The 24594-nt window shown below is 42.2% G+C and carries 21 protein-coding genes and 1 pseudogene; 14 read left to right on the forward strand and 8 right to left on the reverse strand.

The window, feature by feature from the left end; genetic code table 11:
- Together C0J08_RS03125 and C0J08_RS03130 are read right to left on the reverse strand one after the other, a co-directional pair.
- Positions 1-258: helix-turn-helix domain-containing protein (locus C0J08_RS03125; protein ID WP_212652675.1), on the reverse strand; the 258-nt coding region annotated here is incomplete at its 3' end.
- Positions 259-362: 104 nt separating this feature from the next.
- Positions 363-782, reverse strand: coding sequence for a flagellar basal body-associated FliL family protein (locus tag C0J08_RS03130; protein ID WP_212654679.1), 420 nt, complete (start codon positions 780-782; stop codon positions 363-365).
- Between the two features lie 150 nt (positions 783-932).
- On the opposite strand from C0J08_RS03130, the gene C0J08_RS03135 reads away from it, so the two are divergent.
- From C0J08_RS03135 to C0J08_RS03160, 6 genes are all read left to right on the forward strand, one after another.
- Positions 933-1427: a disulfide bond formation protein B gene (locus tag C0J08_RS03135; protein ID WP_212654680.1), complete on the forward strand. Its 495-nt coding sequence runs from the start codon at positions 933-935 to the stop codon at positions 1425-1427.
- Between the two features lie 154 nt (positions 1428-1581).
- Positions 1582-2052 carry a sigma D regulator gene (gene rsd / locus C0J08_RS03140; protein ID WP_212654681.1) on the forward strand — a complete coding sequence of 157 codons (471 nt, stop codon included), beginning with the start codon at positions 1582-1584 and terminating at the stop codon, positions 2050-2052.
- Positions 2024-3007, forward strand: a complete 984-nt coding sequence (locus C0J08_RS03145; RefSeq protein ID WP_212654682.1) for a WD40 repeat domain-containing protein — start codon at positions 2024-2026, stop codon at positions 3005-3007. Before rsd ends, C0J08_RS03145 begins: the two co-directional genes overlap by 29 nt.
- 3 nt (positions 3008-3010) lie before the next feature.
- Complete coding sequence (locus tag C0J08_RS03150; protein WP_212654683.1) at positions 3011-3436, forward strand: DUF423 domain-containing protein; 426 nt, start codon at positions 3011-3013, stop codon at positions 3434-3436.
- A gap of 191 nt (positions 3437-3627) precedes the next feature.
- Complete coding sequence (trmB, locus tag C0J08_RS03155; protein WP_212654684.1) at positions 3628-4338, forward strand: tRNA (guanosine(46)-N7)-methyltransferase TrmB; 711 nt, start codon at positions 3628-3630, stop codon at positions 4336-4338.
- Between the two features lie 94 nt (positions 4339-4432).
- Complete coding sequence (locus C0J08_RS03160) at positions 4433-5563, forward strand: Wzz/FepE/Etk N-terminal domain-containing protein (RefSeq protein ID WP_212654685.1); 1131 nt, start codon at positions 4433-4435, stop codon at positions 5561-5563.
- Between the two features lie 325 nt (positions 5564-5888).
- Here the strand turns inward: C0J08_RS03160 and C0J08_RS22835 are convergent, their stop codons facing one another.
- The 5 genes and pseudogenes from C0J08_RS22835 to C0J08_RS03185 form a co-directional block, all read right to left on the reverse strand.
- Positions 5889-6155, reverse strand: a complete 267-nt coding sequence (locus tag C0J08_RS22835) for a transposase domain-containing protein (protein ID WP_212656228.1) — start codon at positions 6153-6155, stop codon at positions 5889-5891.
- Between the two features lie 134 nt (positions 6156-6289).
- Positions 6290-6481 carry an IS3 family transposase gene (locus C0J08_RS03170; RefSeq protein WP_212654686.1) on the reverse strand — a complete coding sequence of 64 codons (192 nt, stop codon included), beginning with the start codon at positions 6479-6481 and terminating at the stop codon, positions 6290-6292.
- Positions 6405-7001: an IS3 family transposase gene (locus C0J08_RS22840; protein ID WP_212656229.1), complete on the reverse strand. Its 597-nt coding sequence runs from the start codon at positions 6999-7001 to the stop codon at positions 6405-6407. Before C0J08_RS22840 ends, C0J08_RS03170 begins: the two co-directional genes overlap by 77 nt.
- 235 nt (positions 7002-7236) lie before the next feature.
- Positions 7237-8312, reverse strand: a pseudogene (locus C0J08_RS03180) (IS3 family transposase).
- Between the two features lie 177 nt (positions 8313-8489).
- Positions 8490-8888 carry an H-NS histone family protein gene (locus C0J08_RS03185; RefSeq protein ID WP_212654687.1) on the reverse strand — a complete coding sequence of 133 codons (399 nt, stop codon included), beginning with the start codon at positions 8886-8888 and terminating at the stop codon, positions 8490-8492.
- Between the two features lie 356 nt (positions 8889-9244).
- Between C0J08_RS03185 and C0J08_RS03190 the strand changes: the two genes are divergently transcribed.
- Positions 9245-11407, forward strand: a complete 2163-nt coding sequence (locus tag C0J08_RS03190) for a Tex family protein (protein ID WP_212654688.1) — start codon at positions 9245-9247, stop codon at positions 11405-11407.
- A gap of 107 nt (positions 11408-11514) precedes the next feature.
- On the opposite strand, the gene C0J08_RS03195 is transcribed toward C0J08_RS03190, so the two are convergent.
- Positions 11515-12108 carry an FMN-dependent NADH-azoreductase gene (locus C0J08_RS03195; RefSeq protein ID WP_212654689.1) on the reverse strand — a complete coding sequence of 198 codons (594 nt, stop codon included), beginning with the start codon at positions 12106-12108 and terminating at the stop codon, positions 11515-11517.
- Between the two features lie 233 nt (positions 12109-12341).
- On the opposite strand from C0J08_RS03195, the gene C0J08_RS03200 reads away from it, so the two are divergent.
- The 7 genes from C0J08_RS03200 to C0J08_RS03230 all read left to right on the forward strand — a co-directional run bounded on the left by C0J08_RS03200 (position 12342) and on the right by C0J08_RS03230 (position 24582).
- Positions 12342-13262 (forward strand): LysR family transcriptional regulator, encoded by a 921-nt coding sequence (locus C0J08_RS03200; RefSeq protein ID WP_212654690.1) that lies wholly within the window; start codon positions 12342-12344, stop codon positions 13260-13262.
- A gap of 264 nt (positions 13263-13526) precedes the next feature.
- Positions 13527-14888, forward strand: a complete 1362-nt coding sequence (gene glmU, locus C0J08_RS03205) for a bifunctional UDP-N-acetylglucosamine diphosphorylase/glucosamine-1-phosphate N-acetyltransferase GlmU (RefSeq protein WP_212654691.1) — start codon at positions 13527-13529, stop codon at positions 14886-14888.
- Between the two features lie 134 nt (positions 14889-15022).
- On the forward strand, positions 15023-16849 hold the full coding sequence (glmS, locus tag C0J08_RS03210) for a glutamine--fructose-6-phosphate transaminase (isomerizing) (protein WP_212654692.1): 1827 nt from the start codon (positions 15023-15025) through the stop codon (positions 16847-16849).
- Positions 16850-16962: 113 nt separating this feature from the next.
- On the forward strand, positions 16963-17781 hold the full coding sequence (locus C0J08_RS03215) for a TnsA endonuclease N-terminal domain-containing protein (RefSeq protein WP_212654693.1): 819 nt from the start codon (positions 16963-16965) through the stop codon (positions 17779-17781).
- Positions 17771-19834: a TnsB C-terminal domain-containing protein gene (locus C0J08_RS03220; protein WP_212654694.1), complete on the forward strand. Its 2064-nt coding sequence runs from the start codon at positions 17771-17773 to the stop codon at positions 19832-19834. Before C0J08_RS03215 ends, C0J08_RS03220 begins: the two co-directional genes overlap by 11 nt.
- 11 nt (positions 19835-19845) lie before the next feature.
- A complete protein-coding gene (locus tag C0J08_RS03225) occupies positions 19846-21441 on the forward strand; it encodes an ATP-binding protein (protein WP_212654695.1) in 1596 nt (531 codons plus the stop codon).
- A gap of 12 nt (positions 21442-21453) precedes the next feature.
- On the forward strand, positions 21454-24582 hold the full coding sequence (locus C0J08_RS03230) for a type I restriction endonuclease subunit R (protein WP_212654696.1): 3129 nt from the start codon (positions 21454-21456) through the stop codon (positions 24580-24582).
- The last annotated feature ends 12 nt before the right edge of the window (positions 24583-24594 follow it).

A 24594-nucleotide genomic window follows, 5' to 3' on the forward strand; every position in this document is an offset into this window, starting at 1 on the left:
TCTTTTGATTGTTTGAGCAGGTGTCTCTTTGGCTTTCGGGGATTTAGACATGGGTAGCCTCACTTTGGTAGACCAATCCATTTTGCCGTGTTTTCGAAGCCAAGTCAGCACCGTTGATCGCCCTTGGATTCCATAGATTTTTTGAGCTTGCTTATAAGTCATGTCGCCTTTTTCGACGGCCATCACTATCTGTAATTTAAAGCCCATTGTGTAGTCACGTTGAGTACGCTTGCGCTTGGTATTACTTGATGTCCCCATAATAGGTCTCCTAGGTGTAAACCTATTTCAGGACGGGACAGCTTAGTAAAAAAAGCCCTTGCTAACCTGTTAGCAAGGGCTTTTTTATGCGTTTATTAAACGCTTTACTGAGTAACGAAGCTGGCAAATAAAATGTCTTTGACCGGAGAGACGTTAGTCTCTTTTTGTAAGGCGTCATTGACGGCTAGTGCGGCTTCTTCGCGGGTTTTTTCTCTGGCGATTGCTCCTGTGACTTGCTCAGTAGTGCGAGAGCTTAGAAACATGACTAATGAGTCTCTTATTAAGGGCATGTTATGTGTTATTAAATCTTTGTAATCCGCTTCTGTACGAATACTAATGCTGGTTTTTATGTATTTTAGTTGGCCTTCGCTGGAAAGATGATTGACAACAAAATCTGGTTTTAGCTCTACGTAGGCGTAATTAACGGCACCCTCTTCGGCATGTACTGCAATACTTGTTAACACACTTACTAATATTAGGGCCAATAAACAGGGCTTTTTGTATAGTGACATTATCAGTGACATTTCGGGCTCTCGTTTTCATTCCAATAGGCAGTATACTAACTGGCATTAAAGCTTTATGTCAGTAGTATTTTGCACTTTCCTGTTTTGCTACTGTCATATTTTTTAGTCTATGGAAAATATCTCATTAGTCACGTTTAGGAATTTATATTTATGTCTACGCTTTTATCTGCTCGACGTTTTCATGGTTTGGTTGCTTTTACTGCTTTTATACTTTTGGCAGTGGCTTTTTATATGGAATATCAAATGGGCTTGGAACCTTGCCCTTTATGTATGTTGCAACGCATTGTATTTTTCTGCGTTGGTGTCGTGTCTTTGATATCGGCGTTAACGGCGGGTGAAAAGGTTCGGAAAATATCATCTTGGTTTGTGGTCGTTTTATCTTTTGCTGGTGCTGCACTAGCCATTCGTCATTTATATTTACAGAACTTGCCTATGGATGAACTTCCTGCTTGTTTACCTGGTTTAAGTTATATGTTTGAGGTTTTTCCATGGCAAGAGATCATGCAAGCAATGGTAATGGGTACGGGGGAGTGTGGTGATGTGGTTTGGACTTTCTTGGGTATTAGTATTCCTGGCTGGACGCTAGTGGCTTTTATTAGTATGGCTGTGATTAATATGTTCATTGCGTTACGGGCAGTAAAATAGTTTTTATTTTAGGTATTAGTAATGAATATTTTTGTAAAAAGGATCTGATACAAGGTTACAAATCCCTTTCTGTGATTATCTTGCAGGGGGTTGCGTATCGGAATATGCTTGAGTGAACTGTTTAATAATAATTAACGCTTGATGGAGTCTGCATATGTTAGAAGGTTGTAAAACAGCTCAAGAGCGATGGGGTGGTGTGCATGTAATCATCGACCGCTGGTTGGAGCAACGACGAAAACTGGTGGAAATTGCCTTATACCTTCGCGATCGTGGAGAAATGACCCCAACAGATACGCCTAAAATACAAGCAATGTGTGAAATGCTCGTGGATTATGTTTCAGCGGGACATTTTACTGTTTATGAACAATTGGCAATAGAAGCAAAAGAGTTTCATGATGATGGTGCCGTAGTGTTGTTGGGTGAGTTATTGCCTCTTATTGATAGTTCAACCGAGGTCGCTATTGAATTTAACGATAAGTACGATACTAAGGAGCATTGTAATGCTCAGCTTGAGGCTTTGCCTTTTTCTCTCCAAGCCTTGATTGTTGTGATGGCTGAACGATTTCAGTATGAAGATCAGTTAATTAAGGAACTGCATGAAGCGCACAGTGAAAAAAACGCTTGAGCTTGGTCTAGCGGTTGTTTGTTTGACGGCTTTGTTGTCTTGTTCCGCTGAAGCTCCTGTTCGAACGGCTCAATATGCTAAGCAGGGGTTATATTCTGCTGTGTTGAGCGATGATGGCTCATCGGCTTTGGTTGGTTCTATTCAACATGGTGGCAGTTATTGGGTGAATGCAGTGAATGAGCGCCGCTTTAATTGGAATCATGTTAAAGGTGAATATTCATCACTTTATGGAGTGGATATTGACCCAAGTGGTCAATATGCGGCAACGGGCGGGGGTCGTACTTTAGTTCTGTGGAGTACGGTGACAGGTAAATCAGAGGGCTTCTGGACAACGCCGGGGGATGTGCAATCATTAAAGCTTACCCAAAATGGTGATTATGCGTTAGTTGGTTTGAATGACCAAACGGCACGCTTTTTTGACATAAAGCGGGGTGGTATTAAACAAACTCTACGGACTGGTGCCACTGTACGTGCTGTTGATGTAACGTCAGATGGTTTGCTTGGTATTACGGGGGATGATGCTTCTAATGTAACTCTTTGGGATATGCAAACTGGTGAAAAAAAGTATCAGTGGTCATTAAGTAATATCATTGGCAGTGTAGCTCTTTCCACAGATGGAAAATATGCGTTTGGAGCGGCCCAATTAGGCAATGCTAAGATTTGGTCGACAAGGACGGGTAAAGAGTTAACCAATATTGATACAGGTGCATTAGAATATCGCCATGCCTCGATTAGCCAAGCGGTTTTTTCAAGTGATGACAGGAATGTTCTTATTGGTGAAGTGAATAGTAAAGTATCATTGATTCAAGTAAGTACTGGTGCCGTTCAAAAAGAATGGGAGCTTTTCACGCCGAATGGACGTCCAAGTGGAGCCAGTGTTTTAGCGTTGGCTTTTGGTAAAGGTAATCGTTATTACGCGATAGGTAGTAATGGTTATTTAAACGTATTGGAATAACTTATGTCTTATCAGGACGCTGAGTCGTCTTCTTCTAAATTGGATCAAAAAACGCTTCATTTGCCCTATAGGTTAGGTGCTTTCTTGGCTCTTCAAGCCTTTTTTTCTATTGCTGCTGGGGCTTTTGGTGCCCATGGTTTAACTGAAATACTTGACCCAAAATCGCTTGGCTGGTGGCACACGGCAAGTCAATATCTTATGTATCATGCTTTAGGCGGGTTAGTCGTGGTGGCCTTGTCTGCTTATTTACCCTCAACGAAAAGTATTTTACTGTTTTTTTGTGTCGGTAATTTGCTATTTGCTGGCAGTTTATATGCCATGGCTCTAACGGGCTACACTTTGCTTGGAGCGATAACCCCCCTAGGTGGATTATGTTATCTCATAGCTTGGGGTCTGTTAGCGTCGCGTCTATGGCATTGTCGTCATTAAAAGCCTAGTGAATGTAACGCAAGCTCGCCATGATACCGCCCAAAAAAGCAGGACATTAAATACTTTTTTCGTTAGGATAGCGCCCTGCTAGTCTTAGCTCAAAAGACACAACTGCCTAATAAGTGATCTAAAACGATGGTTAGGTTGGCCTAGGCTCATTAAAATAGAACATATTTAAGCGATATTTAATCATGCAAGAGCAAGAAACAAATACTCAAGAACCTATTAAAAAACGCACCATTCGTAGCTTTGTTGTACGTGGTGGTCGTATGACTGAAGGTCAACAAAAGAATTATGACACGAACTGGGCTGTATACGGTTTAAATCTTGCTGATGGGCGAATTGATTACGCAACTGTGTTTGGCCGTGAATCGGATGTGGTTATTGAAGTAGGCTTTGGTATGGGCGCTTCGCTCGTTGAAATGGCAAAAAATGCACCAGAAAAAGATTTTATTGGTATTGAAGTGCATCCGCCCGGTGTTGCTAAATTAATGATGTTGGCAAAAGAAGAAGGCATCATAAATATACGTGTCTATTGTGATGATGCGATTGAAGTGATGGCAAATGCCTTACCTCAAAAAGCCGCAAGCGCATTTCAGTTGTTTTTCCCAGATCCATGGCATAAAAAGAAGCACAACAAGCGCCGTATTGTTCAGCCTTTGTTTGCTCAACAAGTTGCGAATGTTATAAAAGAAGGTGGTTTTTTTCATATGGCAACAGACTGGCAGCCTTACGCCGAGCATATGATGGAAGTGATGGAGGCCCAAGATGGCTATCAGAATGCCGTGGGCAAAGGTTTATACCACCCTCGCCCAGAATCTCGACCATTGACGAAATTTGAACAACGCGGTGAGCGTCTTGGTCACGGTGTTTGGGATTTGATTTATAACGTTATGAGGTAGTTGAATAAACGGCTAATATATTGCCTCATTGATATATTTAGTCTACGTGTTTTTTTAATATGAATAATTTTATTCCTTTACAGAGAGGTATGTTGTGACAAAAGGTCAATTATCACAAGAAAAAACGGATCCAGCTGCCGTATTGGCAAGAAATCAGTATGATCATCGTGATGATGAAATTGATTTAAAAGAACTTCTAATAGCTTTATGGCAGGGTAAGTTTATAATTATTGCAGTGACAGTCTTTTGTACCGCAGTAGCTATTATATATTCATTGAAAGCAAAAGATGTTTGGACAACAGAAGCTATTATTACCGAGCCACAAATAAGTGACTTTGCTAATTACCAGAAAATGGTAAATGATTTTCAGCCTATTTTTGATGTTTATCAAGGTGGAACAATACTGATTAGTCAGCAGCTAAATAGCTTTGTTTCGTCTAAATACTTATTTCAAATTTATTTGCAACAATACAGCGCTAGAAGTAATAAAAAAGACTTTATATCTTCTTTTGGTGATTTTAAAGCAGAGTTGGAACGGATACGTGAGACTGCTAATGATAATGAGTATCGAGCCGCAGAGTCTAGCTTGTATGATGGGTGGTATAATAGGCTGCCTCAACCTTCAGGGAAGTCAGGAAATTCGTCTTTAAAAAGTATTGCTGGAGATGCTGAAAAAAGCTTTGCTTTTTTGAATGGGTATATTAAATACATCGAGAATCAGGCTCGTAGTGTTATAATTGCGAATCTGAATTCTGTTATTGAAAGTAAGCACAATGAATTAATTCAACAAAAAAATATATTAATGGATCAGGCCAAGAGTCGCTTAAAAGATGAGAGAGAGCTTGCTAGATATGCTTTGCAAATAGCTAAAGTGGCAGGTGTGGACAAACCCCAGCAGAACTTAGGTGATCAAGAAATATTTGCCATTAATATTGGTTCTAATGCATTGGAAGCAAAAGTAAGAGTTCTGGATAGCCTTAGTGTTGATCAGCTTAGTTTGATAGAGCCAAGATTGCAGGTGATTAATTCAAAATTGAATTTGCTAAATACTTTGAAAGTGAACCCAAATGTGGTTTTTAACACTTTTCAATATGTTGAGGAGCCTGAAATACCTCTTAGTCGAACGTCGCCAAAAAGAAGGCTTATTGCTATTTTAGGATTGCTGCTGGGTGGTGTGTTAGGTTGCTTTATCGTATTGGTAAGGTTCGCATTTCGAGATAAGTGATGCATAGAAAAATAACAAAAATCGATCTAAGATGCTGTTCACTTAATCGGAACAGCATGACGAGGTAGTAGATATTTTGTCTTTGATAGCTTCACCAAACTAGGTCAACTTTTCACTCAAAAAAATAAATTACACACTTCAGATCTTAGCTCCTTAAGATGTATTCCTGTTTTCAACTCTGGCTTAGCTGCGGCCATCGAATTAAGGTGAAGGTAATAAAAGCAAACGTCGTTGTAAAACGTTCCTCGCCCCTTGACTAGAACATACTGCAGCATAACCTTTCTCTTGACGTACGATGTTGTTTGGTAGTAGCTTCACTCGCATTTCATGATGAATTAATCGATTTATGGCCTGCACGATAACTAATTTTGGTAAGAAGTCGCTCCGATACTAATTTCTCCGAACAAGTATTTAAGCGTCTAGTTACTTCTTTGATCGATTCATCCCTAAAGAGAGATACCCCTGATATAAACCAAAGAAATGGCTCTTCAGGTGGGTGTCGTTGCTTGATATTAATTTTCAAAGAAAGAGTTGATGCGGGCTCAATCCACTCAACTGGAAAATTTTGAGGAAGGTTGAGTGATCTGAAAATGAGAGGAGTTCATAGGTACTGAGAAGTAACTGCTGAATAGATGCAAAAAATCCGATTAAAAAACTTAACCGGATTTTCTGGGGCAATTTAATTAAACTCAACCCTTAAGTGACCCCATAAAGTTGGACACTTTATTAACCGGCTAACATTGCCTGATTTCGGTACTCTACCGGAGTCAGGCCATTTAACCCCATTTTTATTCGTTTCGTATTGTAGTAATCAATATACTCTTCAAGTTTTTGGATCAGATCATCTGCATCTTCGAAGGTTTCTCCGTGGAATATTTCCGTTTTTAGTAATGCAAAAAAAGTTCTCTGCCATAGCATTGCCCAAACAATTTCCTTTTCGTGACATACTTTGTTGTAGCCCTTGTTTCTCCAAAAGATATCGTGTTTGCTTTTGCTGGTACTGCCAACCCTGATCACTGTGTAATATCGGTATTTCTCCTTCTTTTAGGCTACTCATCGCTTCTTTTAGCATGTCAGTCACGAGCGGTAAATGCGCTGTCTTTTTAATTTGGTAGGCAATCACCTCTTGGTTAAACAGATCNATTACTGGGGACAAGTATACTTTTTGCCCTTTAATATTAAACTCTGTCACGTCGGTGACCCATTTCTCATTCGGTCTGTCCGCTTTAAAATTTCGGCATAAGAGATTGTCCGCGATACGTCCTATTTCGCCTCGATAAGAGCGATAGCGTTTAGGTCGTACCTTAGATTTAAGCCCCAATAACCTCATCAGTTTTTGCACTGTTTTATGATTCAGTCCTATTTTGGCTTTACGGAGCTCAGAGGTGATGCGTCGATAACCATAACGCCCTCTATGCTCATGGAAGATCTCTTGTATCTTTTCCTTCGCTTCTGTGTACTAATCTGGCCGTGTTAATCGTTGGCAATGGTAATAAAACACACTTCGCGCTAGCGATCGAAGTAAATTCGGTAGTTTATACGGATCTTTTAATCCTTGGGCGATTGACGTTTTTTCTTCGCTTGTTGGCGTTTCATCTCGTCCAAGGCTTCTAACTTTTTTAGAACGGCAACCTGGTAATCCTCCCTTTTTTAACTCAGTTCAAAAGTAGAGGTTAAGCAGCCGTTAGAGGTGGCTTACCTCCGTTGGCTGTATGTGGCCTTTCATGATTGTAAAACCACAGCCATTCTGTTGCATAGTCTTGGACTTCTTCTAACGTATCAAATAGGTATTTACTGACCCAGCTGTACCTTACCGTTCGATTGTAACGCTCAATATACGCATTTTGTTGAGGGTTACCTGGCTGAATATAGTCTATTCTGATGTCTTTCTTTTTCGCCCAGTGAACAAACTCATGACTAATAAACTCCGGGCCGTTGTCGCAACGAAGCGCAATAGGCTTCTTTCGCCACTCAAGTAGTTGGTCCAGCACTCGTATTACTCTCTGTGAGGGTAATGAAAAGCCTGCTTCTATTGCCAGTCCTTCACGCTTAAAATCGTCAATCACATTAAAAAGGCGATACTGACGACCATCCGCTAGCTGATCATGCATGAAGTCCATTGACGAAATCTGATCTGATTTGGTCGGTTCTTTCAGAGGCTCCAGTACATTTCGTTTAAGCCGTCGTCTTGGGCGAATGCGTAAGTTCAGAGACAACTCACAGTAAATGCGATAAACACGCTTATGGTTCCAAGAGAGGCCCTTTGTATTGCGCAGGTAGTTGAAGCACTGACCAAAGCCCTAATCCGTTTGCTCTACGGCAAGGTCAACTAACAGTGTGGCAATCTGTGTGTTTTCATCGCTGTTTTGGCTGTGATAGCGATAACAGGTTTCACTGATCGAAAAAACGGAGCAAACCAAACGAATACTCATCTTCCTATTCGCTACGGCGTGTTGAGCCATGATGAGTCGCTCAGACGGCTTTACCACTTTTTTGCCATGGCTTCCTGTATGATCTCTGCCTTTAACCTTTCTTCAGCATACATCTTTTTAAGACGACGATTTTTTTCTTCAAGCTCCTTCATCCGTGCCATTAAGGATGCATCCATACCGCCATATTTGGCACGCCATTTATAAAATGACGCAGCACTCATACCATGTTCACGGCAAAGCTCGGGGACTGGCGTTCCGGCTTCGGCTTGTTTCAAAATCGCCATGATCTGGCTGTCTGTATAACGTGACTTTTTCATGCAGAACCTCTTGCGTTTAGATTACGAGAAAATTCTACTTTTGACTGCTATTAATTTTCGGGGGGATTGCCCTCAGGGATTACCCCCCAATGTTGGTTGTTCAACTATTGGGGGGGTACTTCAACCTTGTTTAACCTAAGGTCGCTTTTTTGTTGCTCGAAAGTAAGAAATCAAATGTTATTTGATTTCTACACTTTCACGGCTGTTGCCAGCATCAAAGTATTCTTGGAATACTTTAGGTGTACGACCACGCCCCGTCCATTCGTGGGTTTCACCATTAACAGTTAAGCGATATTTTGGTTCAACTGTCTTGCCTTTTGTTGCGCCGGCTTTTGGTGTGGTTAGCAATGCAACTTCTTCCATTGTTAGGCCGCTTTTAGCAATTAAGTTTGCGATTTCTTCTGCTCGAGCAGATTTTAGTGCTTGCTCTGCTTCACGAGCCGCTTCTTCTTCTTTTGCTTTTTCTAGTGCATTGCTGAAGCCTGCGATTAGATTTTCAAGTTGAGCAACGCTCAACTCTTTTGCTGCGGCGCGTGCTTTTGCTTTATTTCCTGCTAACTCTAGTAATAAACTCATTGGTGTCCCCTATTTATCTGTTAAGAACTTATTGGATATGATTCTATACTGAAAAGAGATCCATCTTTTACGCTCAGTAGTATTTGTTAAATATAGTTAGACTTAAGGCTTCCATTTGTATGGAGAAGATAAAGTTTTCAAACTACTCATTAACTATAATTGAGGTGTGTAAGTGTTTTATCTGATGTCGAAAGTCTAACATTAATTTATTTTGAAAGATTAACTTTATATTAGTATATCTTGGCGTGATTTTATAATATTTCAAGTTTGCTTGAGAATTCTAATAAAAAATAACGAAACTAGCTAATCAAAAAGACAGTTTCATTGTTGGAAAAGTGTAAATAATAGGGTAATAAATGAATTTGATATCAGGTAGCCTCAGTTTTGAATTTTCCATAGAAAAAAAATACAGTGACAATATTATTCAATTGTTTGAAGAGGGTGCCACCGTTCCATTCATTGCACGCTACAGAAAAGAAAATACCGGTGGTATGAGTGATATGGATTTGCGATCTTTTTACGGTAGGTGGCAATATTTAGTCGAATTAAACAAGCGTAAAGAAAGTATATTATCCATATTGGCTAGTGATACCAGTGTCTCAGATATCGTAAGACAGAAAATACAAAATGCGACGTCTAAAAATGAACTAGAAGACTTGTATTCTCCCTTTAAGAAAACACGCAAAACAAAAGCTGATGAAGCAAGAGAGAAAGGGCTTCAGCCTTTAGCGGCTCTTGTTTGGTCTGGCCAGCGTTCCGATACCGCTTCTGCTGTTGAGGCTTGGTGTAAGCAGCATAACATTGCTATGACGGGCGGTGAGGCACTGGAAGGCGTTGCTGAAATTTTGTGTGAGGTGATCACCAATGACAGTGATGTGCTGAAAAATGGTCGGGCATTATTGCTGAAAGACGGTCTTTTAAGCAGTAGAGTTCTGCGGGGGAAAAAGGATCAAGGTGAAAAGTATAGAGATTACTTTGATTATCAAGAAGCGATAAATAAAGTGCCTTCTCATCGTTTGCTTGCCCTGTTTCGGGGGAAAAAAGAGTCAATATTAAAGCTAAGTGCTTGTTTGAAAAATGAAGATAACTATCCGGATAGATTAATTTTACCTCACCTTAATCAATTGCTTAACGCCAATTTAGAGGAATCTCGTCGGGTAACGTCTGTTCAACGAAAGTATTTAAATCTCGCATGGGAAAATAAATTACTACCAAAACTAGAGGCGGATATTCTTTCTCAATTGAAAGAGCGAGCGGAAGATGGCGCTATTCAAGTTTTTGCTGATAATTTGCAAGATTTATTAATGGCTGCGCCGGCTGGTGCTCATCGAGTATTGGGAGTCGACCCAGGATTTCGTAATGGAGTTAAATTAGCGGTTATCGATGAGCAAGGTTCTTTGCTTGATCACGGTGTTATTTATCCTCACTCTCCTCAGAATCGTTGGCAGGAAGCCAGTTCCTTACTCTCCAAGCTGATACAAAAATATAATATTGGCTGGGTGGCAATTGGTAATGGAACCGCATCACGAGAAACCGAAGCGCTTATTAAAGAGGTAATCACAAAGACGAATACGAAATGTCGAGCCGTTGTTGTGAGTGAGGCAGGGGCTTCCGTCTATTCCGCTTCGCCAATAGCAATACAAGAGTTTCCCGATTTGGATGTCACCATCCGCGGTGCGGTATCCATTGCTCGTCGTTTTCAGGATCCATTGGCTGAGTTGGTGAAAATAGACCCTCAAGCCATCGGGGTTGGGCAATACCAGCATGATGTTAAAGCCACTTTATTGTCTAAATCCCTTGCCAATGTTGTGGAAGACTGTGTTAACCGCGTTGGGGTAGACATTAATCTCGCCTCTGTTTCTCTATTGTCTTATGTTTCGGGGTTAACCACGCGACTTGCGCAAAATATTGTTGATTATCGTCAGCAGAAAGGGCGCATCGAATCAAGAAACGAACTTTTGAAAGTCAAAGGTATTGGTGAAAAGTGCTTTGAGCAATGTGCTGGTTTTTTAAGGATTCTAAATGGCAAAGAGGTTTTGGACCAGTCGGGTGTCCATCCCGAGTCATATCCTTTGGTGCACAAAATGGCGGCACAACTTAAGTTAAAAACGGCAGACCTACTTAATAACAATCTGGCTCTACAACAGTTGAAGCAATTGGCGCCAAGCTTTGCTCAAGCGGGAGATTATACTTACACAGATATTTTGAATGAGCTTGCTAAACCAGGACGGGATCCTCGCCCTGAATTTCGTTATGCCTCTTTTGATCAAAGCGTGCAGAAGCTTGAAGATATTCAAGAAGGTATGAGTCTGGAAGGTGTGGTTACCAATGTGGCGGCCTTTGGTGCTTTTGTGGATTTGGGCGTGCATCAAGACGGATTGATTCATATCTCTCAACTGGCGGATCGATTTGTAAAAGACCCAAGAGACTTAGTGCGAGTAGGGCAAGTGGTCAAAGTCACAGTGTTAGAGGTTGATGTTCAGCGTAAACGCATTGCGTTAAAGGCAAATGGGCTTTGATATCGCGCTCAGCATTCATAATACAAACGACAAAAAAACCGATTAGAGAGTTCTAATCGGTTTTTAGGAACCAATAACACTAACTTAAAAAGGGGTAAAAGTTAGTGTTAAACAGCTACGGCGATTTGTGATTTCGCTTCGTTGAAAGCTTCTTCACCAGGTTCGCCCATCGCTTGACCACCTGCGATGAAGGTTTCTTTCACATTCAGACCAATAAAGCCTAGGAATGTTTGGATGTGAGGTACTTGGTGGTCAACTGGTGCGCCCGCTAAGAAGCTACCACTTGCAGCAAAGATGTAAGCGTCTTTGTTTACAAGGCCAACAGGACCAGTTTCAGTGTATTTGAAAGTGCGACCAGCACGTGCAACATAGTCAAAGTAAGACTTCAGTGTAGAAGGAATACCAAAGTTGTACATAGGAGCAGAAACGATAACCACATCCGCTGCTTCTAGTTCAGCAATTAACTCATCACCAATGGCAACAATAGCTTTTTGCTCTGCTGAGCGGTCTTCTTCAGGTGTAAATAGCGCACCTAATGTTTCGCCAGTGAAATGAGGTAGTGGGTTTGCTGTTACGTCACGAGAAACAACTTTGCCATCTGGGTTTTTAGCCAACCATTTTTCAACAAATTCATTAGCCAGTTGGCGAGATTTAGAGTTTTCGCCAGAAGCGCTAGAATCGATACGTAGTAATGTAGTCATTTAAAATTCTCCGTAAAAATATTCAAGCCCCTTACACGACTACCTAGCTTGCCTCTGTTCGGCCTAGCTTGTTACTTCGTGATGAGTGCTTGTTGAGCCAAAATAGCTCGTTTATTGATAATGATGCCATTATATGACCTAGTTATTCGATAAAAAAGTGGCATTTTTTGGAGATATTGATCGAAAAATACGATACATTAATCTTCCTATCTATTTCATATAAGAGAATTGTTATGAAGGCCCCGAGAGTAACCTTAGAGCAGTGGCGTGTGTTGCAATCCGTTGTTGATAAAGGTGGTTTTGCACAAGCGGCAGAGGCGCTTCATAAAAGCCAGTCTTCGGTCAGCTATACCGTTGCAAAGCTTCAAGAGCAGCTGGGTTATCCATTGCTGATTATTGAAGGGCGAAAAGCTAAGCTGACTGAGCGTGGTGAAGTGTTGCTGCGCCGTTCACGACATTTATTAAAGGAGGCGGTGGATCTTGAAGAGTTGGCCCACACTCTTGGTCAAGGTTGGGAACCAGAGTTAGAGTTGGTCGTTGATCAGGCGTTTCCTACCCCCGCTCTACTTCGTGCTTTACAGGCTTTCGAACCGCAGAGCCAAGGCACTCAGGTGCAGTTAAAAGAAGCGGTATTAAGCGGTGGTGAAGAGGCACTTCGAAAAGGCAGTCCAGACCTCGTGCTGAGTGCTATTGTTCCAAAAGGGTATTTAGCTGATCCGATTGTTGAGGTCGAGATGATCGCGGTAGCGGCAACCCATCATCCATTGCATCAAGAAGAAGCCCCGATTAACAACGAACGTTTAAGTCGAGAACTACAGATTGTTATTCGTGACTCCGCATCGGAAACATCCATTGACTCCGGTTGGCTTGGTACCGATAGACGTTGGACGGTTTCCAGTGTGCAATCAGCCTTAGAAATTGTGACCAGTGGTATCGGCTTCGCATGGCTGCCAAAGGCGGATTTAGAATACGCTTTGCAAAGTGAAAAACTTAAAAAACTCAAGTTGATTTCTGGTAGCGAGCGTAATTTTCACATGTACGCCATTTTTGGTAAGGGAGAGCGAACAGGACCGGCTACCAGGCTTCTTGTAGAGCTCTTGCAGGCAGAGTGTAATAGCTGCCCAAGGCGTTCAACGGTTGAGCCTTTGTCATAACCCTAGCGGCCTTTTAGAACCACTCAGGATTGCTTCGGTTGTTGTATAAGTAATGGGGCAACCGAATAGGTTAAGAGTTATTGTTTTCAGACAATCTAAAATTTTGCCCTCTCTAGAAACGTTTAAAATCATTTATTTATAAAACACTTTAAAAATTGTCATTTTTTTTGTGACAATTTGGGTTGTGACGTTTTGATCAAAAAGGTCTAATAGATTTAATCAGTAATATTCATTTTATTCAAAGACACCAATTCAAGGATGCTCATGAGCCAAGATATCGTAATTCTTGCTGCCGGAAAGGGCAGTAGAATGAAATCAGCTTTTTCTAAAGTACTGCATAAAGTTGGCGGCATCGCCATGGTAAGACGAGTTTTAGCCACCGCAAACACACTCCCTGAATCAAAATTGCACCTTGTTGTTGGGTATCAAGGTGAGCAGGTAGAAGCCAATTGTCAGGATTTTTCGGCCAATGTAGTGTGGCAAAATGACCCGCGAGGAACGGGTGATGCACTGCGTCGAGTTGCACCTTTCCTTCAAGAAAATGGCGCAACGTTAACCCTTTACGGCGATGTTCCACTTATTCGCGCTAGTACGTTGCAAAAAATGTCCGCTTTATCGAATCCCGAGACCTTGGTTCTGTTAACGATCTCTCTTGATAATCCGACTGGATACGGACGTATCGTGCGTGATGAACAAGGTCATGTTACCGCGATTGTAGAGCAAAAAGACGCCACAGAACCTCAGCTCGCTATCAAGGAAGTGAATACCGGTATTTTGCTCGCACCCAATAAGCACCTACAAGGCTGGCTTGCTGAATTAACGAATAACAATGCCCAAGGTGAATATTACCTAACGGATGTTATTGCTATGGCGGCTCGTGATGGCGTGAAAATTGTGACCGTGAACCCTGAAAATGAGGCCGAGGTGGCTGGAGTAAATGATCGAGTTCAGCTTGCAGCATTAGAGCGCGAATTACAAAGCCAACAAGCGATTACGCTGATGCAGAATGGTGCCACCTTATTGGATCCTTCGCGCATTGATGTTCGGGGTGAATTGCTGACAGGTAACGATGTTGTTATTGACGTTAACTGTGTGTTTGAAGGCAAAGTGACATTAGGCTCAGGGGTTGAGATTGGACCGAATTGCCATCTAAAGAACTGCACAGTTGGGGACAACACCATTATTAAAAGCAATACTCTGATTGAAGAAAGTGACGTCGGACAATATTGCGATATCGGGCCGTTTGCTCGATTGCGCCCTGGAACCAAGCTGTCAAACAAAGCGAAAATTGGCAACTTTGTTGAAACCAAAAAAGCCATTATTGGTGAAGGCAGCAAAGTAAATCACTTGAGTTACATCGGTGACACCAAAATGGGGGCAAACGTCAATGTTGGTGCAGGAACAATTACCTGTAACTACGACGGCGTGAATAAACATTTGACCCAAGTGGCCGATAATGTGTTCATCGGATCAAATTCGTCTTTGGTTGCACCTGTGCAAGTAGCAGAAGGCGCAACCATTGCAGCAGGGTCAACTATTACCAAACAAGTGGGTGAAAAACAGTTGGCTTTCGCGAGAGCGCGACAAACGAATAAAGACAACTGGTCCAAACCCGTTAAAAAATAACCCAGTTAATTTTATAAGAATTTGTTTTTAACTTAATTAAGTGAAATAGGTCATGCTCATTGAGCTTGTGGCCTATTTCACTCTGTATATATTGTGCTGAGACATCTCGGTGCACACGCAAGAAGGACTCTCTCATGTGCGGAATAGTTGGTGCCATTGCACGTCGTAACGTATCTAAAATTTTAAGTGAAGGGCTTAGTCGCCTTGAATACCGTGGTTATGACTCTTCAGGTATTGCGATTAATAATGAAGATGGTGTGTTTTCCCATCGTGCTGTAGGTAAAGTTCAGGCATTAAAAGACAAATTCTTGGCCGAACCTTTAGATGGAAAAATGGGGATTGCTCACACTCGCTGGGCGACTCACGGTAAACCAACTGAGGTCAATGCTCATCCTCACTTTTCTGGAGATGACCTTGCACTGGTTCATAATGGCATTATTGAAAATCATGAACCTTTGCGTCGTGAATTAAAAGACAAAGGCTATGTCTTCAAATCTGAAACCGACACAGAAGTTATTGTGCACCTTATTCATGATGCGCTAAAAACTGAGTCAGACCTTTTAAAGGCAGTGCAAGCAAGCTTGGCAAGACTGCATGGTGCGTTTGCTATTGGTGTTGTACAGAAAGACGACAATGAGCGTTTTATTGCTGCTCGTAAAGGTTGTCCGCTCGTTGTTGGGGTTGGTATTGAAGAAAATTTCGTTGCTTCAGATCAGCTTGCTTTGTTACATGTTACTGATCAATTTATCTTCCTTGAAGAAGGTGACGTAGCAGAAATTAGTCGTGACAGTGTCGTCATTTATGATGAAAAAGGTGAGCGGCAAGATCGTCCAGTGAGTGTGTTCAACCACAACATTGATGCGACAGACAAAGGTGAATTTCGTCATTACATGATGAAAGAAATCTACGAGCAACCTACTGTCATTAGCGCTTGTTTGGAAGGTCGTATCAGCGACAGTAAAGTGCTAACCAGCTGTTTTGGTGCGGATTCTGCTTTCTTAAAAGAAATCGAAAACGTTCATATTGTTGCCTGTGGCACCAGCTACCATGCTGGCATGGTAGCTAAATACTGGATCGAGGATCTAGCAGGTTTACCTTGTACGGTGGAAGTGGCCAGTGAATACCGTTATCGCAAAGTAGCTGTGCCAAAGAAAACCTTGTTTTTAACCTTGTCTCAATCGGGTGAAACAGCAGACACTCTAGCCGCTCTGCGCATGGCAAAAGAGCTGGGATATCTCACCACTTTGGCAATTTGTAATGTGCCATCCAGTACTCTTGTACGTGAGTCAGCACTGACTTTACTGACAAATGCGGGTCCTGAAATTGGTGTGGCTTCAACGAAAGCCTTTACTACACAGCTAACGGCGTTGTTGATTACGAGTGTGGCTATTGCCGTCGAAAATGGGTTGTCAGCCGAAAGAGAAAAAGACTTGGTTCAAGCCATGCGCTCTTTGCCAGCCTATGTTAATGCGGCTTTACTGGAAGACGCACACATTAAACAAGTGGCCGATCGCTTTGCTAACAAACACAATGCACTATTTTTAGGGCGTGGCACCATGTTCCCAATTGCACTTGAAGGCTCCCTGAAACTAAAAGAGATTTCTTACATTCACGCAGAAGCTTACCCAGCAGGCGAGCTGAAACACGGCCCATTAGCATTGGTCGATGAAGATATGCCGATTATTGCCTTGGTTCCGCACAACGATATGCTGGATAAATTAAAATCCAACCTACAAGAAGTCGCGGCACGTGGCGGTGAATTGTACGTATTTGCAGACAAAGATACCGACCTGCATAACGAAGACAATATTACTTTTACTGAAGTGCCAAAAGTGGACTGTATTTTAGAGCCGATTGTTCATACTATTCCGCTACAGTTATTGTCTTACCATGTAGCTGTGGTTAAAGGTACAGATGTAGATCAGCCGCGTAACTTAGCGAAGTCTGTGACGGTAGAGTAATACTTTATAAAAACTAGGTTGCCCTGTACGACTATAATAAAGTTTGATATTTTATAATATAGTTTGATATTTTTTGCCCCCCTGCTATCCTCAGATAGACAGGGGGGCAATTTATGTACGATTCAGAAAGATCACTAGATCCAAAAGATGAAAAACGACTAAAAACCAGAGGTATTGGATCTGGACGTAAGTATGAACCTTTCATCAAAGTCCATGAAATTAGTAGTAAAGGTGAAAGCTATCGAATCTTTGGCCGAAACTCATCACGCCCCCACCATCTCCTATCTCGTTTAGAATTATCTGCCTTTCTTATTTTTGATCGCTATCACCTTACCGTCGATATTAAGGAGCAATACCCACTTCCAATCGTAGACACCCTCAGTATTTGTGAGCGATTGGGTATTAAGCACCCTCAAATATCAGGGAAGCTAAAAGTCGTTACAACGGATTTAGTAATAGAACTAAAGAACAAAAACGGTTTAGCTGTTGCTGTTAAGTATGCGGAAGATCTGAATGACACACGAAAGGTTGAAAAACTACAGATTGAGAAGGTATTTTGGGAACAGCAAGGCTACGAATGGAAACTTTTTACTGAACAAGAAATTACAGCGGCTATTAAAGAAAATTTAGAATGGCTTCATGCCGCCCATCAAAATTCAAACGATCTTTATACGGAATTATCTCTTAGTGATATCCAGTTGGTTTATCAGAGATTTGCAGCCTCTGAAAAGAGGCTGTCGACAGTTTGTTCTACGTTAGATGATGAGTACTCTTGTGAGCCAGGCTTTCATATTGGAGTAACTCGAAAGGCAATTGCGGCCAACCTAATAGATGTGCCTTTAGGCAAGGTATTCAGGCAGTGGTCATGTTCAGACCTTTCACTCACGAATAGCCTCACTCTGATTGAAGGATATGCCTTAAATGTATCTTAATCGAGTCTATTTGGATCCCCATTCCACTCCCGCAGCGCAACTACGTGTGGTTCTTGAGCAAGTGGATTTCTTGATGTTGATTGATATCAACGATGATAAGGCATGGCCATTTCGAATTGAAACATCTGAAATAGATTCATTAGGGCTGGAGTTAATACCTGATCCTATTGAGTTAACAGTACTTGAGCCAGGATCAAAATCTGAGGAAGCTAGAGATCGCGCATATAGCGCTATTGCTCCTTTACTTGAGCATAATGTCGAATTATTTGATAAAACACTACGCAATAAACATATCAAATCATTACTTGAAAATACGAGCGAGAAAAGACTCTACATTACGCGTCAGCTAAGACGGTATTGGCAACGAGGGATGACTCCTGATGCCTTAGCTCTCGATTACTCAAACTGTGGAGCCCCAGGCGAAGTAAGAAGAAGCGTTACTAGTAAGTTAGGACGAAAGCGTTCCGTTACACCTGGAAAAGGGATGGTTGTTACGGAAGAGATTGCTGGATTTTTTCGTCTCTCTATAGAAGGTTTTTACCTTTTAAGGGAGGACATTGATCTTCCTAAAGCTCGGACTAAGGCGATTGGCTATATAAAGTCAAAATACCCCAAAATACACGAAAGCGATTTGCCAACAGATATGCAGTTTCGTTACTTTTTTGAAAGAAACTACAGTAAACCTGATGTTGTTAGGGCAAGAGTTTCAAGCATTGAATATGAGAAAGATATAGCACCTTTAAAAGGTACCTCAGTTACAAACAACTTTGGCCCAGGAGCTAGATATGAGATTGATGCCACTATTGCTGATGTATTTTTGATTTCTGCGTTAGATCCGGATCGGATTATTGGACGCCCAGTAATTTATAAAGTTAAAGATGTGTTTAGTCGAATGACCGTCGGGTTATATGTTGGATTAGAAAATCCTTCATGGGCTACTGCATCAATCGCTTTAGCCAATGCGTTCTGCGATAAAGTTGAATATTGCCGACGCTTTGGAGTTGAAATTTCTTATGCTGATTGGCCAAGTGTAGGGGCTCCTGCAGTAGTAACGGCTGACCGTGGTGAGCTACTGGGTAAGCATGGTGATATCTTAGTTAATCGCTTTGGAATTACGCTGTCAAATACTCGAGCATATCATGGTGATGACAAGGGCATTGTTGAACGATCGTGTAAGACGATGCATGCAGATATATTGCCCTATGTACAAGGGAAAGTAGAACCAATTAATGGCAAAAAGAAAGCAGGCAAACGGTATGAGTTATCTGCTGATTTAACTCTCTATGACTTTACAAGAATGGTGATCATATCTGAGATTAACCGCAATACAACAGGAGTGCTAAGCGGTTATGATTTTGAGTCAGATATGCCCACAGACCTTGCTCCTGTTCCTGTTGAGTTATGGAATTGGGGAGTGCGCAACCGCACAGGTGTGCTGCGTGGGGTTGATGAAATGTTAACTTTCATTAATTTTTTGCCGCATGAAAAAGCGACTGTTTCGGTTTTGGGTATCTGTTTTAAGGGACTTTATTACACATGTTCGGAAGCAGTGAGTTTAGGTTGGTTTCATAAAAATAAAGCAGCGCCTAGACCAAAAAGTGTGGAGATAGCATACGATCCACTTGATACCAATTCTATTTATATTAGACCAGATAGCCAATTTAATAGTGTATGGAAGTGTTCATTAGAGTCTCGAAGCCGTAGATATAAGGATATGAGTTTTACTGAGGCGGTAAGCATTCTGAAAGAAAGTAGAACAACTATAGCGGCAAGCAAGCAAAAGGCTGATAACAAAGCGCCTGATCTACAAAACGAACTTGAAGAAATTGCCCTTCAAGCTGCAAAACGTAAAAAGAATACTGATTTATCCATTAAAAGTGAAAGGCTCCGAGGAACTCGAGGTAATCGACAGCAAGAAAAAGAGTCAGAACGCCAGAAAAATAGAGAGTCCGCTAAGCCGCCTAAGAAGAAGGAGGCAGCGACAGTTACTTCTATCCATTCCGGTAAACAAGTTGAACAGGGGTTCGACTATCCAGATTTGGATGATTTTTAAGGGATAATCACATGGCCGTATTTGAAACAGCGAAATACATAGATGCAGAGATTAAAGAATACGAAGATCATCCATTAATCAATGCTTTACCGCGTATTAATTCGCCAAAAGACACAGCGGAATTGATACGACGTATTCCGGTTGTGAGTCCTGAAGAGGTGGCTCTTCCTGCTCATATCCGTCGACATGCCATGTTGCGAATTATGGATGGTTTTTTATACCCAACAAAAGCGCATCTACAGTTAGAGCAAACGATCTCTACTATGATTCGTCAAGGCTATTTGAGTCGAAACATAGCCAATAAAAGCTATCAAGAAACATTGAATCGAACAGAGAAGCTAGCAGATGACAGCCGTAATGCTGGCAATGAAGCCCTAGTGAGCTCTGTAATTGGCTGTTCGGGTGCTGGTAAATCAACAGCAGTTGAAGCCGTCTTGTCTGGCTATCCTCAAGTCATTATGCATTCCTCTTACCAACATGTTCAGATTGTCTGGCTTAAAGTAGAGTGCCCTCATGACGCCTCTGTAAAAAGTCTATGCATCAACTTCTTTCGTGCTCTAGACGAGGCATTAGACAACAACGGGCTATATGAAAAGCAATACGTAAAACCACGAGCAAATGCTGAAATGTTGCTGGGGGATTTTGCGAGAATTGCCGCTTTGCACTCAATAGGCCTACTAGTTATTGATGAAATTCAGCATTTAGAGCGTTCGAGCTCTACGAATGTGTCTGATCGAATTCTTCGGTTCTTTGTGCAGCTAACGAACACGATTAAGCTACCAATACTGTTTGTCGGGACGCCAAAAGCCTATGAGCTATTTTCTCCTAGTATGCGTTCGGCTAGACGTGCATCACAGTTTGGTAGTATCAACTGGAATCGGTTCAATACCACAGACAGATCCGGTAAAGGCTCTGATTGGGATAGGTTTTTCTCTCAGTTGTGGGCGTTACAGTGGTTCAAGTCATCTCAGCCCCTAACGAAAGAGATTAAAACGCTTTTCTGGGACTACTCTCAGGGCATTGCCCATGTTGCGGTAACACTTTTTTACTTATGTCAGACAAGAGCTGTGACAGTGGGTAGAGAAGTGATCTCCAGAGACTTAGTGGAAACCGTATTCAATGAAGAGCTTCATATGATCAAACCCATGATCAAAGCGCTTCAAAGTGGTCGTGATTCAGAAATACAAAAATATGATGATCTAGAAATACCAAGAGCAAGCATAGTTCAGAACGCAGTGGTTTCTGCTCCAGTAAATGAAAATGCGGAGCTTAATAGAGAGGATGAGCATGACTCCCCTGAGCAGACCAAGCTATCTAAGCTGATCAATATGCTTGAGCAAGCGGGTATCGGTGAAGACATTGCGCCCACTGTGGCAGAGCAAGCTGTGTCAGAGCTTCCTGGTGCCAACTTATTTCAGCTGCTTGCGCATATCAATAACTTGCAGAATAAAGAGCCAGTGCCCCAAGTCAAAGAGAAGTCAAAAGTCGTTAAGTTAAAGCCTAGTTATGTTGAAAACGACCTGCGATTAATGCTTAACAGTAAAGGTGGCAGTTACAAGACTATGAAGGCTGAAGGGGTTATACTGCAAATATCCGATTATTTATAAACAAGGAATGTTATGGCCTTCAATACCAATAAATTTAATGAAGATAGTCGGGTAAAAATCCCTGCAATTCTTCATCTAATGCGTCTAGGCTACCAATACCTATCACTTAAAGGGCAAAGCTGGGATCTCGACACCAATATCTTCCCTGACGTATTCAAAACGGCTATCGGTAAAATTAACCCTGGTATTGAAGATGCTGAAGCCGGTCGTTTGTTGGAAGATGTCAAACTATTACTTGATAACGAAGACTTAGGCAAAGCCTTCTTTGAGCGCCTGTCAGAGCGTTCAAATACCAAGCTGATCGATTTTGAAAACTTTAATAACAATACCTTCCATGTTGTTACCGAGCTAACGTGTCAAAACGGTGATGAAGAGTTCCGCCCAGATATCACATTGCTTATCAACGGTATGCCGTTAGTGTTTATCGAGGTGAAAAAGCCCAATAACCGTGAAGGCATTTTGGCTGAGCGTGATCGCATCAATAAACGCTTTCAAAACCCTAAGTTCAAGCGTTTTGCCAATATCACCCAGTTTATGATTTTCTCCAATAACATGGAGTACGACGACGGCGACCCAGAACCCGTGCAAGGTGCGTTCTATGCCAGTAGTTCTTACCATAAGCCGGTATTTAACTATTTCCGCGAAGAAAAAATCTTAAACTTAACCGCCTTGTTGAAGCAGGTATCGGACGATGACGAGCTAAAAGTCTTAAAAGACAACAATCTGGAAGTGATCCGCAGTAATCCAGAGTTCCAAACCAACAAGCAACCCGAGCGCCCAACCAACCGCATTTGTACCTCTTTACTCAGCCGTGAGCGCTTAGCCTTTATTTTGCGTTATGCCTTGGCGTATGTGTCGGAGTCAGACGGGTTACAAAAACACATTATGCGTTACCCGCAGTTGTTTGCCACTAAAGCCATTGAGCGCAAGCTCAGTGAAGGCGTTAAAAAAGGCATAATTTGGCACACCCAAGGCAGTGGTAAAACTGCCCTAACGTTTTACAACGTGCGCTTTTTAACCGACTACTTTCAAAAGCAGCACGTCATCCCTAAGTTTTACTTTATTGTTGATCGCCTAGACCTACTGCAACAAGCGCAACGCGAATTTACCGCCCGTGGTTTAACCGTACACACCATCAACTCACGGGATGCCTTTACTCGTGACATCAAAGCCACACAGGTGATCCATAACCATTCTGGCAAGCCAGAAATCACCGTGGTGAATATTCAAAAGTTTAAAGATGACCCAGATGTGGTCAGCACCAAAGACTACAACGTCGCGATCCAACGCGTGTATTTTTTAGACGAAGTTCACCGCAGCTATAACCCCAAAGGCAGTTTCTTAGCCAACTTAAGCCAGTCAGACAGCAACGCCATTAAAATTGGCTTAACGGGTACGCCGCTATTGGGAGATGACTACAACTCACGCGCCTTGTTTGGCGACTACATTCACAAGTACTACTACAACGCGTCCATTGCCGACGGTTACACCTTGCGCCTAATCCGTGAAGAGATCAGCACTCAATACAAAATTGAGCTGCAAAAAGCCCTTGAAGAAGCCGAAGTGAAAATGGGCGATGTGGATCGTAAGCTGATTTACGCCCACCCAAGCTTTGTTGAGCCCATGCTGACTTACATCGTAAACGACTTTGAAAAAAGCCGTGGTGCATTAAACGATACAACCATTGGTGGCATGGTCATTTGCGACAGCTCAGATCAAGCCAAGCAGATGTTTGAAATCTTCAATGGCGTTTATGCCGAAACGCCTATTCTGCCGCAAACATCCAACTCAAAAACCGAAGTGCTTGAAGTCGCTGAGCCTGCGCCAACCAGTTATGCAGAGTCTGCCAAACAAGCCCAAAAGGTAAAAAACGCCGCCTTGATTCTGCACGACATTGGCACCAAAGAAGAGCGTAAAAACTGGGTTGAAGACTTTAAGGCAGGCAAAATCGATTTTTTGTTTGTGTATAACATGCTGCTCACTGGTTTTGACGCCAAACGCCTGAAAAAGCTCTACCTTGGTCGGGTGATCCGCAAGCACAATTTGCTGCAAGCGCTCACCCGAGTGAACCGCACTTACAAAGACTTCCGCTACGGCTATGTGGTCGATTTTGCCGATATTCGTAAAGAGTTTGATGCCACCAACAAAGCCTATTTTGACGAATTACAGTCGGAACTGGGCGATGAAATGGAGCACTACTCACACCTGTTTAAATCTCAGGAAGAGATCAAACAAGAAATCGAGCATATCAAAGACGTACTGTTCCGTTTTGATACCGACAACATGGAAGAGTTCTGCAACCAGATCAGCCAAATACAAGACCGCGACACCGTACTGGCACTCAAAAAAGCCTTAGCCGATGCTCGCAGCTTGTATAACTTGATCCGCTTGCAAGGCGAGTATGACTTTCTCGATGAGCTGGATTTTGCCAAGCTTAATGTGCTTTACCGCGAAACCAGTAACCATCTAGATTTACTCAACCTTAAAAACGATTTAGAAAGCGGTGAAGACACCAGTAACTTGCTCAACCGCGCCTTAGAAGACGTGATCTTCAAGTTTGTAAAAATCGGCGAAGAAGAGCTGGTTCTGGCCGACAAGCTGAAAAACACCCTGCGCCAAACCCGCGAGGCACTGGCCAGCAATTTTGACCAGCAAGATCCGCAGTTCATAAGCTTGAAAGAAGAACTAGAGCGGCTGTTTAAGAAGAAAAACTTAAGCGAAGTGACTCAAGACGAAATGGTGGCCAATATCGACGCGCTGAATAAAATTCACGACCGCGTTAAAGAGCTCAACCGCCAAAACAACCAACTGCGGCAAAAATACTTAGGCGATGCCAAATACACCCGTATTCACAAACGCTTGCAAGAGCGCCAGCAAAGCCAAAGCGATATTAGCGAATCGGAACGCAAAATCTTTGAAGCATTGGCAGGCGTGAAACAAGATGCCGACGAGCAAGTGCTCAACAACAGCCAAGTGCTGGATAACGAAAGCTACTTCGAACGGCAAATGATGCCGCTGGTGATTGGCCGCTTTATGAAAGAACAAAACATCAAACTCAACGCCGACGCCTCACGGTATATTAATCACCTCGTCGTCGCGGAATATTTAAAAGAATTTAATACCGGCAGCCAAGCGTGGTAATGCGGGTAGAAC

It is taken from the genome of Marinomonas sp. CT5, from assembly GCF_018336975.1.
Taxonomy (GTDB): Bacteria; Pseudomonadota; Gammaproteobacteria; order Pseudomonadales; family Marinomonadaceae; genus Marinomonas.

Coding starts and splice junctions, on each gene's coding strand:
- C0J08_RS03130 (WP_212654679.1), bottom strand. CDS start 782: ATGTCACTGATAATGTCACTATACAAAAAGCCCTGTTTATTGGCCCTA.
- C0J08_RS03135 (WP_212654680.1), top strand. CDS start 933: ATGTCTACGCTTTTATCTGCTCGACGTTTTCATGGTTTGGTTGCTTTT.
- rsd (WP_212654681.1), top strand. CDS start 1,582: ATGTTAGAAGGTTGTAAAACAGCTCAAGAGCGATGGGGTGGTGTGCAT.
- C0J08_RS03145 (WP_212654682.1), top strand. CDS start 2,024: ATGAAGCGCACAGTGAAAAAAACGCTTGAGCTTGGTCTAGCGGTTGTT.
- C0J08_RS03150 (WP_212654683.1), top strand. CDS start 3,011: ATGTCTTATCAGGACGCTGAGTCGTCTTCTTCTAAATTGGATCAAAAA.
- trmB (WP_212654684.1), top strand. CDS start 3,628: ATGCAAGAGCAAGAAACAAATACTCAAGAACCTATTAAAAAACGCACC.
- C0J08_RS03170 (WP_212654686.1), bottom strand. CDS start 6,481: ATGCTATGGCAGAGAACTTTTTTTGCATTACTAAAAACGGAAATATTC.
- C0J08_RS03185 (WP_212654687.1), bottom strand. CDS start 8,888: ATGAGTTTATTACTAGAGTTAGCAGGAAATAAAGCAAAAGCACGCGCC.
- C0J08_RS03190 (WP_212654688.1), top strand. CDS start 9,245: ATGAATTTGATATCAGGTAGCCTCAGTTTTGAATTTTCCATAGAAAAA.
- C0J08_RS03195 (WP_212654689.1), bottom strand. CDS start 12,108: ATGACTACATTACTACGTATCGATTCTAGCGCTTCTGGCGAAAACTCT.
- C0J08_RS03200 (WP_212654690.1), top strand. CDS start 12,342: ATGAAGGCCCCGAGAGTAACCTTAGAGCAGTGGCGTGTGTTGCAATCC.
- glmU (WP_212654691.1), top strand. CDS start 13,527: ATGAGCCAAGATATCGTAATTCTTGCTGCCGGAAAGGGCAGTAGAATG.
- glmS (WP_212654692.1), top strand. CDS start 15,023: ATGTGCGGAATAGTTGGTGCCATTGCACGTCGTAACGTATCTAAAATT.
- C0J08_RS03215 (WP_212654693.1), top strand. CDS start 16,963: ATGTACGATTCAGAAAGATCACTAGATCCAAAAGATGAAAAACGACTA.
- C0J08_RS03220 (WP_212654694.1), top strand. CDS start 17,771: ATGTATCTTAATCGAGTCTATTTGGATCCCCATTCCACTCCCGCAGCG.
- C0J08_RS03225 (WP_212654695.1), top strand. CDS start 19,846: ATGGCCGTATTTGAAACAGCGAAATACATAGATGCAGAGATTAAAGAA.
- C0J08_RS03230 (WP_212654696.1), top strand. CDS start 21,454: ATGGCCTTCAATACCAATAAATTTAATGAAGATAGTCGGGTAAAAATC.